This is a genomic window from Nitrospirota bacterium, assembly GCA_016207885.1.
Taxonomy (GTDB): Bacteria; Nitrospirota; Thermodesulfovibrionia; order UBA6902; family UBA6902; genus JACQZG01.
This window is the reverse complement of the sequence record JACQZE010000027.1, coordinates 18197-30141: the sequence shown is the minus strand read 5'-3', so window position 1 is coordinate 30141 and position 11945 is coordinate 18197. Positions and strand designations below refer to the sequence as shown.

Genomic DNA, 11945 nt, shown 5'->3' with positions numbered 1-11945 from the left:
CAATCTTCGGCGCGATATATTTTATTTTTTTCATTTCACACCTCCTTTTATTTGATCAAGAATTATCAGAAATTCCAGATTTATTCATTGCACGTCTCATCTCCCTGCTGATATGCAGGGGTTATTGCTGATGCCTCATTGCTGTAAGACGACTTGTCCTCGCCCCTGTAGGCCCTTATCCTGAATGTATATGATTTATCGGGTTCTATGCTCCTGTTATCCGTATAGGTGATTACATTGGGAGCAAGCATTGCGATATTTACAAATACGCCGTTCCATATCTTTACTTCCACTTCAAAGCCGTCTTCATCATCTGAGTTGTCAACCCAGTCCAATTTCACCTTCATGGAATTAAGGGCTGTCGCAGTCAGGCTTGTCGGTTTTGCCGAGAAGGTCAGATCGCATGATTCACTGCTGTATGCCGTATTCCAGCTGCATGTTGCCGCCTTATACGCGCTTACACGGTAGCAATAGTTCATTGACGGCGTCAGGCCTGTATCGCTGTAGGAGGTCGTGTTAACGGTTACGGTGGTTATCTCAGTAAAGCTGCCACACCCGGCGCCCTCGCACCTTTCGATTCTGAAACCTGTCTCGTCAGTTGTGTTATCAGCCCACGTCAGGCCTGCGCTTGTATCAGTGGCTGCTACAGCCTCAAAGCTGCCCGGCGCGGCAATAGCTGCTGTTGCCGCAGATGAGGAACTGCTGTAGCTCGAATCCCATAATCCTGTCTTGTAGGCCTTCACCCTGTAGCTGTAGTTCGTTGAATTGCATACGGATGTGTCCTGATATGCAACTGCGTTTGCCGCAACTGATGCTATCTCTGTAAAGTCAGAGCAGCCTGCGCCGCTGCATCTTTCTATTTTAAATCCTGTTTCGCTTGCCGTATTGTCAGTCCACCCGAGATTTGCCTGTGTTGAATTTACTGCAGAAGCTGTCAGGCCTGAAGGCGCAGAGATACTCGTTGTCGCAGAAGGCGTATTGCTTGCAGCCGACCATGAACACGCTGCTGTCTTGTAGGCACTCACACGATAAACATATGTTGTAGCAGGGTTAATTCCTGTGTTGTTATATGTGACTGCATTTGCGGCAAGAGACGCTATTTCCACAAAGTCAGTGCAGCCTGAGCCTGCGCATTTTTCGACCTTGAAGCCGGTCTCATCGGCTGTATTGTCCGTCCATGAAAGGTTTATCTGTGTCTCGGATATCCGTGCCGCTGAAAGCACAGGAGCCCCGGGAACAGAAGTTGAGGCTGACGCTGTGCTGCTGTAGCCTGAATCCCATGCGGCTGCCTTGTACGCCTTCACCCTATAGCTGTAGCTTGTTGTATTGCACACCGAGGTGTCCTGATATGTAACTGTATTTGCCGCAACAGAAGCTATCTCTGCAAAATCGCTGCATCCCGTGCCGCTGCATCTTTCCACCTTAAAACCTGTCTCAGAGCCGGTATTGTCAGACCATTCAAGGTTTAACTGTGTTGTACTTGCCGTTGTTGCCGTCAGCCCTGAGGGAGGCACAACAATCGTCGTCTCTGTTCTGACGTTGCTGTATGCCGTGTCCCAGCCGCATGTTGCCGTCTTGTATGCTTTAATGCGGTAGCTGTAAGTTTCGCCAAGAGTCCGCCCAGTATCGCTGTAAACAGTTACATCAGCGCCTGGCACGGCAATCTGCGCAAAGTCGCTGCACCCTGCTCCGGCGCATCTTTCAAGCACAAAGCCTGTCTCGTCAGTTGTCGTGTCCGTCCATGAGAGATTTACAAATACATCTCCCACGCTTGTTGTTGAGAGCACCGGGGCAGAGACAGAGGCTGTGGATACCGCAGCTTCATTGCTCGGCAAAGTCTCCCATGTATTGTCAAACACATAACAGCCGGAGCCTTCCTCTGCGCCAAAGGATAATGAAGGATCAGTCGCCGCATATTTCTGCACTGTGATGAAATGAATATTTGCCTGATGCGAATATTGTGTAAAGGCAATCCTCAGCGTTGCATCCGAATACGCCGAGGTATCTTTCACCAGCGTCCAACTGCCGTAGGCCCCGCCTTTGATATAATACTTGGCGCCGGTTGCCTTGAGTTCAACTTTCATCTCATATTCCGTACTCGCCGTATATGCCTGTGTATTCGGCCCGGTTTGACCGCCTTTCTCATAAGTATTCAACATATAATTATTCCAGTAAAATCCATGCACTAATTGGTTGTAGCTCGCGTTAGAGGTCTGATTCAACTCCCATCCCACCATGAAATGGTTATTGCCCGCTGTGTCAACCGGTATATAAAGCTTTGCGTAAATCTTTTTGGTTGCAGCCCTGGCAAAGGTCTGTTTCGATATAAGCGCCTTGTCCCATGCATCGCTCACGTCGTTAAGTATGAGGTCGTTGTTCTGTGAGATAGAATTGTTCGGGTCAATCTCGGCCCACTTGTTTGTGTCAATTACCGAGCCTGTAAAATTATCAAAGAACTCAAAGACATTGCTTCCGTTGCTTGAGCTTGCAGCGTTAGGATTGCCGTAGTACATATAGATGTTGTTATTGGCCCCGGTCTTTATCCAGGCAGTAGCGTTCACGCTGTCTGTCTTACTTTCTATCCAGTAAGGAAGCTCCGTAAAGGAAGTCGCGTCGTAGAAGCGTATGTCGTCAAAATCAGGCTGCATATCAGCGTCATATGTCACTGTGATTGGTATCTGATAATCGGCCTGAAAGTTTGTAATTGTCATAGGGGCGCGCTTGCTCCAGCAACTGCCGCCAGGACTGGTGAACAGCTCTTTAATCGCCCTCACTCTGTACCTGTATGAAGTTTCGGAGCAGGCAGATGTGTCAGAGTACGCGGCTGTGTTCTGGGCTGTTTTTGCCAGCTCTGCAAAATCACTGCATCCCGCGCCTGTGCATTTTTCCACCTTGAATCCTGTCTCTGAACCTGTGTTGTCAGTCCATGCAAGATTCACCTGTGTTGTGTTGGCTGCGGTTGCAGTCAATCCGCTTGGAGGCGGAACAGTTGTTGTGATCCCCGTGGCAGTGCTGCTGTAAGCCGTATTCCAGCCGCCATTGCATGTTGCGTCTTTGTAAGCTCTAATACGGTAACTATATGTCGTTGACGGAGCAAGTCCGGTATTGTTATATGTTGTAGTGTTTGCCGCAACAGAGGTAATCTCTGCAAAGTCGCTGCATCCGGCCCCTGTGCAACGTTCTATCCTGAAGCCGGTCTCATCTGAAGTGTTATCTGTCCATCCAAGAGTCAGCTTTACCTCTGTCGCGCTGGAGGTTCCAAGGCCGCCAGGAGCCGAAGGCGTCCCGGTTGCTCTTGATATTGTGCCGCTGTAGCCTGAATCCCATTCACTCGTCTTGTACGCCCTCACTCTGTAACTATAGCTCGTCGAATCACATACTGTTGTGTCCAGGTAGGCAACTGTGTCTGCTGCTACAGTTGTTATCTCCACAAAGTCACTGCATCCGGCTCCCGAACATCTTTCGATCTTAAAACCAGTCTCGCTTGCAGTGTTGTCCGTCCAGTTCAGATTGATCTGTGTTGAGTTTGGAGAGCTTGATGTCAGGCCTGACGGCGCTGAAATGCTTGTCGTTGCCGCAGCCGTCCCGCTCGTAGTCTCCCATGTGCATGCCGCTGTCTTATATGCCCTGACTCTGTATGTATACGTTGTCCCATAATCAAGTCCTGCGTTGTTATAGGTCGTCGTGCCAGCTGCGACAGAAGTCAGCTCTGCAAAATCTGAACATCCCGCCCCTGTGCATCTGTCTATTTTGAAGCCCGTCTCATCGGATGTTGTGTCAGTCCATGAGAGGTTGATCTGCACCTCTGAATTCCTCATTGCCGCAAAGCTTCCGGGCGCTGACGGATTTGCCGTTGTTGCTGATGCTGTACCGCTGTATACGCTTTCCCACTCTCCTGTCTTGTATGCAACTACCCGGTAACTGTATGCAGTTGCCTTGCATACCGAAATGTCCTGATATGTTATGGTGTTTGCCGATACCGTAGTCAGTTCTATGAAATTGCTGCACCCTGCTCCGCTGCACCTCTCTATCCTGAAACCGTCCTCTGCATTGGTGTTATCGGTCCATGCAAGATCAATCTGCGTGGAGTTTACCGCTGTTGCGGAAAGCCCGCCCGGCGCTGAAGGGGTCAGTGTGGTCGTGGCCTTCTCTGTCCACACTGATGACTCCCCGTTGTTCCTGTACGCCTGCACCCTGTAACAGTACTGGCTGCCTGTGTTCAGTAGCGTATCGGAATATGAAACGGCGTTTGCGGCTGCAGTATATATCAGCGCCCACGGGTTCTCTGAATCACATCCCCCGACCTTTCTCTCAAGATAATAGCCGTCTTCAATAAGCGAGTTGTCAGTCCATGTGATGTCAACTGTCGTATATGAAGGCACGGCGTTAAGCGGCACAGGCGGCTGCAGCTGATAGCCTGTCACTTTTAATACTATATAATCTGCATTGCCGCCTGCATTTGTCGTATATCCACCGATGAAGGGTTCACCCATGTTGTTTACTGCGATTGATGACGCTTCATCGTTTCCGTTTGATGCTCCGTTGTATGTCGTGCCTCCGTTGAATGCGCCTTCAGTGTTGTACCAAACAGAGAGGATGTCAGTGTTGGCCCCGTTGTTTGAATAGCCCGTTACATGTAAATTGCCTGAACGATCCATTGCCGCTGCTGTCACGAAATCATCGCTTGCCGGCCTGTCAACCGTTCTCTCCCAGAACACGTTGCCATCCGCGTCGTACCTGATTATATGGAAGTCGTTATTGCCAGTGGCGGTAAGAACTGTTCCTGCTACCGCTGCCTGACCGTTCACAGGATCAACCTTTACGCTTATCGCCTCGTCAACACCGTTTGCAGGCCCGTTCATTGTGCGTACCCACATTTGCTCACCGGTTGCTCCATTGTATTTGATGGTTACAAAATCTTCATTGCCGGAACCAGTTACCGCAATACCCGTGACATAGAAGTTGCCTGATGAGTCGACCGCTAATGAACGGGTGAAGTCATTACCATTCCCGGCCCCGTTGTATATATCCGACCATATTATAGTTCCAGTGCTGCCGTTGTATTTCGCGGCAAAGTAGTCATAGTTGGCACCGTTGAATCTGTAACCGGTCATGAATATATTGCCTGCTGAGTCAAATGAAACAGCAGAAGGATAGTCATTGCCGCCTCCGTCATAAGGGGCTGCCGCCCATGCGCGTGTTCCGTTGTTAAGATATTTGATTACATATATGTCATCATTCGATGATGCGTTCTTGCCGTACCCGACTACCGCATAATTATTATTCCCGTCGGTTGATACGTCCACCACACTTGATCGGTCATCATCACCGGCAGGGCCGTTGTATTGATCAGCCCAGTCTTCAGGACTGCCGGTTGACGGATATTTGATGGTGTAGATATCATTGGTGTTTTCGCCAGACTGCGCGCTGTAAAGATATGAATAACCCGATACGATAACATTGTTATTGTTATCCACTGCAATCGTTTTTGCCACGTCAAGATCGTTCTGGTCGCTGTCATACCTTACATCCCATATCAGGCTATTGTCCTGCCTGTTGAGCTTTACGGTGTAATAATCAAATTGCCCCGCAGTTGAATAACTGTATCCTGTTACTGCCGGGTGGTTGTCAGAACCGGCTGCCGTTGCATTGATGAAATCGTCGCCGTTGTCTGCCCCGTTGTATATGTAACTCCAGACAGGATAGGTGTACGAATAAACCGTTGTTACCGCGTAATCTTCGTTGCTGTACTGTGAGTCCCCATTGGCCGCATTGTATGCCTTAACCCTGTAGTAGTATTTCGTATCTGCAGTCAGGGCTGTATTATTGTATGTCGTAACGCTTGCCCCTACTGTGGCTATCTGTGAATAAGTCCCCAACTCTCCTATCTTCCGCTCTATCTTGAACCCGTCCTCGTTTGATGAGTTGTCAGTCCATGCAAGGGCAATCTCTGAATTCGATACAGTTGTCACTGCCATTTCGGTAGGCGGGTTTATAAGCCCGGGGGCGTATTTGATTGCGTAATAGTCATAGTCCGTAGCACCGCTCGTCCACTTGTCTGTCCAGCCGCCGACTATGGATGCTCCTGCCGCTGTCAACCCTACGCCAGCTACACGGTCGCTCTTGTCAGCTGTGCCATTAAAGCTCTTCTGCCACAGGAGAGTTCCGCCGCCGGCCGTGTACTTTAGTGTCTGATAATCATAATTGGCTGAGACTTCATTATAAGTGTCACCTGTCACAAATATGCTCCCGGCATTGTCTCCTGATATGCATACTGCCTTATCGCTGTTGCTGTTGTCGGAATTGAAAATTTCATCCCATAGCTGTGTGCCGTCGCCTGAAGCATATCCTGCTGTGTAAATATCGTTTGTCCCTCCTATGGTAAATGTATTGCCCGCTACGTATGCATTGCCTGAAGAATCAACCCACAGGTCCTCAGGCTCTTCATCATACCCACCGCTGTAGGTCGTCTCCCACAGTATATTCCCATTGGAGGAATTGTATTTTGCCGTGTATATGTCTTTGTTCGCCCCATTGTATACATAACCGGTCATGATCACATTGCCCAAACTGTCCATACTCACCGAAACGCCCCTGTCATCTCCTGATACGGATTTCCTCTTCTCCCAAGTTAATGTGCTGTCAAATCCGTATTTGACCGTCAGTATGTCAAAGTCCAGCGTACTGTTCTGGGAGGTTCCGGTTACTGCTATGCCGTTTGTCCCTGCAACTATTGATGAGATTCGGTCGTGACCGTTTGCCGCACCGTTATAGCTCTTCTGCCATATCGGCGTGCTGTCGGGATTGGGCCCGCCTGAGCCATATTTGACTATCATGCAGTTATCTGCCCCGTTGCTTCCCTGAGAATTACCGCCGACATAGACATTGTTCAGGCTGTCCACCGTTACCGATGTCGCATAATCGTTACCGTTTACTGCCGCGTTAAACGTGTGCTGCCACAAAACTGTGCCGTCACTGCCTTTGTATTTGATAGTGTGATAATCATAGTTTGACCCGTTCCATACATATCCTGTCACTATTACGTTGCTATCCGAATCAACCGTTATTGCAGTAGCATGGTCGTCTCCGGATGCCTTGTCATATACTTTGCTCCATAATACTCCGGTGCCGTCAGCCTTGATCATTACCGTGTAATAATCATCATTTCCCGACTGATTCGACGCCCCTGTTATGATAGTGTTGCCTGCTGAGTCCACTATCATCGCCCCGGCTTCCTGCTTCCCAGCCTGCGGCGTATCCCCGTACTGCCAGATAACGTCTCCGCCTGCAGCGTGGGCATAATATGGCAGAACAAGCGTTGAAATGATCACAAATACAATTAAAGTGAAAAGATAGGATGCTACTGGATTCCCGCTCAACAGACTGCAGGAATGACGGTATTTCATCACTCCCTCACTCCATGTCTTCTTCACTTCTTCTCTGATTTTTTTCATTTCACCAACCCCTGTTTTCATCACCATGGCGTTACATTGTTCCACTTCTGGTTGTCAGGCCACCCGGCTGAACCGTTGGCGGTTGCAGCGCCATGACATATGGCTGTACTGTATGTGCTATATCCGTCATCCCACCAGCCGTAAGGGAATCTGCCATACTCGTTTTCGTAAGACCATGAAACATCGTATGCATAAGGAAGCCCTCCGGAGGCTACCCTGCCCCTGTGCTTATAATCGAGACAGTTCGTCTGAAGCAGTCTCGGCAGGCCGGAGCTGTGCGGCTGGTGACACTTTGAGCATGGATACGAATGCTCGCCGTTGGATCCCCATCCCTTGACAGATTCGTGTATCCTGTCTTTGGTCCTGAACGCGGTATTCTTGTTAATACCGTCGGTCAGATTGGATTTCGAATGGCATATCAGGCACAGCCCGGCGAACTTGCTTTCATCTTCGCTTATCCTGCCATATGTACTGTCAGGGACATTTCCCTTATTGCTCAAGTCAACAGTATTGAAAGTATTCCTGTCGGTATTCCATGAACCGAGTGGCTGCGGATCGGATTGCTGACCATACGGCCTTGGATAAGACCCGCTCCATGAATTGTAGTAATTATAGAAACCGCTCTTGCCGCTATATCCGTTCTTGTCCATCGGCGTAACGTCTTCCCTGTATGGCGATGTAAGCCATGTGCCTTTAAGCATGGGCAATGCGTATTGCTGGTTGGTTCCTATGGTCGGGCTTACTCCGTGTGGGTCATGGCATGGAGTGCATAACCCGTTGATCGTGCCCATCGCCGGGCTGGTTAATTCAGAAGACGCCTTAAAGTGTCCGCCTACAATGGTCGTCTTGTTCGCTCTGTATGTATATCTTGCAGTGGAACCTTTTGTGCCCTGTCCGAAACGTGGCGTATCCTTATATCCAAGAATAGGCGCGGTTGCCCCGAAGGTTGATCCGTAGCCCCAGGGTTTTGCGCCTGATGTCTGCGTCTCATGACAGTCAAAGCATTGTCCTGCTCCTGCATTGTACGGGTTCACACCCGAGGTATTTGCCTGAGCTTTATAGGTCATGCTGTAGCCGCCCTTGCCTGCCTGCGTCTCTTTCAGGTTTGCCCCGTTATTAGTGCCGTTGAATGTCTTGTAACTTGATGTAACTCCCGAGACCTTTGAGCCGTGAGAACTGTGACAGTCAAAACATTGGACATTTTGGCTTCCATTCCTTGTATTCGGGATCGTATCGTCCAGACCTGTTGCCGCATCCCATCCGCCCTGGTTATTGACCGCATTGCCGTGTGCGGAATATGCCTTGGTTATGTTTTTCTTTGCGGCATTTGCCATAGATGTGTATTTGCCCCATGTAGCTGTGCCTGTCTGAGAATATCTTGCAGCAATGCTCTGCCTGTCCCACGCATATTGTATCGGTGTCTTGCAGTCGCCGTTGTCAGGATCCACAATATTAAAGGGCTGTATTGTCTTGTTCTGATCACTGTGACAGCCCAGACAAGCCTGTGTTACCTTTGACACCTCCGCCCTCTCGTCAACCGTACCAACCTTGTTTGCCGTGAATGTTGCCGCAGTAGTTCCTTCAGTGTATGTTGTGGGCCTCTGTCCAGAGCCCCAAATTACGAGGTTCACCTCTCTGCCGGAAGCACGTTCATGTGTTTTATAATTATAGCCAGAATGATAATCCATGTTTATAAGCCCAAGCTCCGTAGCCTCCCAATGACAGGCGTAGCAATGTTTGTTAGTAACTTTATCACCCTGCACATGATGCGAATTCGCCCTGAATTGCCCCATAATATCCATGCGGCCGCTGATAGTACCGTTATGGCATTTTGTGCAATCTCTTGGCAGGCCGAAAGCCGTGTGCCTTGGAACCGGTTTATTCAGATGACAGGTATTGCATGCTTTGCCTGACGCATGGCTATCAGTGAACCTGTGTTCATGGCACGTCGTACAGATCCTGCCTGCATTATGTCCGTCTCCATAATCAAAGCGGTAATGCTGCCCTGTCTCTGAATGACATACATTGCAAATACCGTTGTACGGAGCAGACGTTTTTGCATAATCAAGGCCGCTCTGTTTTCTTGTGAACGAGACGTCACGCCTTGTGACGGGAATTCCGAAAGTGCCGTCCGTCTCTGTGGCAACCTTGCTCTGTATCATGTATATATTGCTGTCTCCGTGCGGGTCGTGACAGTCCCAGCAGAACTTGCCTCCTTTCCACACTCCGTTATTCTGGTAGGCGGCATAATGTTTGTAACCGAAATGTATTGACGTTGCCTTTGAAACATTTGCCTTTATAAAGCCAGTTCCCGGATCATAACCGAGCTGATATTGCTCTCCTGTATGACACTGGTTGCATTTCCCATTACTGTCGTCATCATGGCACTTAAGACATACGCCCATCATCACGTACTGGTTTTTTATGTCCACCTTCTGTTCGGCAGTCCACAGGCCTGCTCCAGTCTTATGCCTCTGTTCGTCGGTTGCATGACAAACAGCGACACAAGACGTCTGCCCGTTTGTATACTCCGAATGATCCTGTGAAAAAGGAGGATCTGTAATGGTCGAAAGCTGCGGGGCGAGGGAATTAGACGCGTTATGACAGTTCAGGCATTCAGCGTCCTGTCCTTCCATATGGCAGTAAATGCATTCTTTTTCAAAACGGCTTGCAAACTGCTGGTGCTGCTTCAGCCGAAACGGGTTTGAAGAATCATTGTGAAGCACATTATTGTCATGACAGTACCAGCATGGATTCCCGGGGAAATTTGCCGGGGGATTTCCTGAAGTGTAATTGCCTGCGGATGACGGCCGTCCATGTCCGGTGGTTTCCCATTCGGTCAGATTGATCTTGGCGCGTGTGCTGTTGAACTTGGTGAAATCGTCCACGTCCGCACCTGAAACGCCGTGGCAAGTAAAACAAAGCACAAGATTATTAACCGAATCGCCCCACTGTGGATCAGAACCGGTATGGCAGGCTGTGTTGGAACATGTCTTGTTAACCTGGTTGTAGGTGCCTCCGTTTTTGAAGACGACATCCTTGACCTTATTTACGTGATAAGCCGGATTGATGTGATTGACCTCATCCATGCTGCCTTGGGGAGTACCGCCGTTGTGGCATGTTGTACAGGTGCCGTTTGCGATAGTATTGGCATGGCAGTTATCACAATTAAAATCCGTCAGCAGATGCCGTTTGTGCGTGTTAGCATTCTCAGTGCCTGCCCCGGTGTTTGTATACATCGGCATTGCGGATTTCCATTCCTGCCCCGCAGGCCAGCCGGTTCTGCCGTCATTGTGGCAGGTGGAGCAGGTGCCCTGTTCATGCCCGTGACATGTGTTGCATTTGGCATGCCCCTGAGTCCAGGGGAAAGGCCTGACCTGCGGATCAACAGTTGTGCCGTCGCTATGGCAGTAAATATTGTCGCAGACCTTTGTGTCCGCATTGTAGCTTGGAGCAGGCTTTCCGGTGATGTTCCAGTTTGAAGCGATGGCGATATCTTTGGTTTCGTTAAGATGCCTGCTGTAGTCTTTTAAATTGTCTGAAGTGTCAACTGTATTGTCATGGCAGTAATAACACGGAAATCGTCTCACCCATTGACTGCTGACAAGGCGCGCATGCCCGTTAGAGATCATCTCAAGCGTCTCTACTCCCGTCCTGCCGTTATGGCATGAGTCGCATTGCATGCTTGCGGCGTCAGTCCATTTAACAGATACATTTGGCGGTCCTCCACCTGCGTTGCTGTGACAATATGTGCTCGTGCACGATTTAATCCCGCTGTCAAATGAACCGCCCTTTGCAAAAACAAGGTCTTTTGTATTGTTGGCGTGGTAAGCCTCATTCCTTATTGATGAGCTGCCAGACGCAGTCTCGTAATGACATTTTTCACATGCAAAAGCATACGTGGATTCGTCAGTATGTTTGCGGTGTTTGCCGCTTAGCGCGCTCTGGGAGCCGCCGGTGTCGTGACAGGAGGCGCAGGCTGCCGAACCGTCCCATTGCGGAGTTGTGCCGGCCCCTCCGCCCCAAATTGTTCCATCAGGAAGCCTGCCATGACAGTAGATATTGCTGCAGGTCTTACTGCCGGAATTCGATACCGACGTATTTACAGAGCTGCTGTCATAATCCACTGTTGTCTGGCCATCATATGAACCTCCTGGATATGCGCCGTCAAAAAGTGAAAATCCTATCGTTACATTATTATTAACATGTGTCGAGCCGCTGCCGGCACTTCCATTGTGGCAGACCTTGCATGAAAATGATTTTATGTTTACGTGTTTATTATGCGCGCCCGCGGTGATTGACCCGGTGACAGCCGGGTTATTTGCCAAACCGTCCGGCGCACCGGTTGCAGTATTGACAACAGGCGGATAGCCGTGGCAGACATTACATGAAGGCCTGAACCCGGCTTCGGCCGTATGACAGGCCATGGTACAGTCGGTTCCCGCAACCGCTCCTATATTTGTATGATTCTGATTGGGGGAGCTTCCGTCA

General features: G+C 49.6%; 2 protein-coding genes. Both read right to left on the bottom strand.

Annotated elements, in window-relative coordinates; all coding sequences use genetic code 11:
* Positions 1 to 80 precede the first annotated feature (80 nt).
* Positions 81 to 7454, bottom strand: coding sequence for a DUF2341 domain-containing protein (locus HY807_11245; protein ID MBI4826972.1), 7374 nt, complete (start codon positions 7452 to 7454; stop codon positions 81 to 83).
* A gap of 20 nt (positions 7455 to 7474) precedes the next feature.
* Positions 7475 to 11881 (bottom strand): CxxxxCH/CxxCH domain-containing protein, encoded by a 4407-nt coding sequence (locus tag HY807_11240; protein ID MBI4826971.1) that lies wholly within the window; start codon positions 11879 to 11881, stop codon positions 7475 to 7477.
* Positions 11882 to 11945 lie beyond the last annotated feature (64 nt).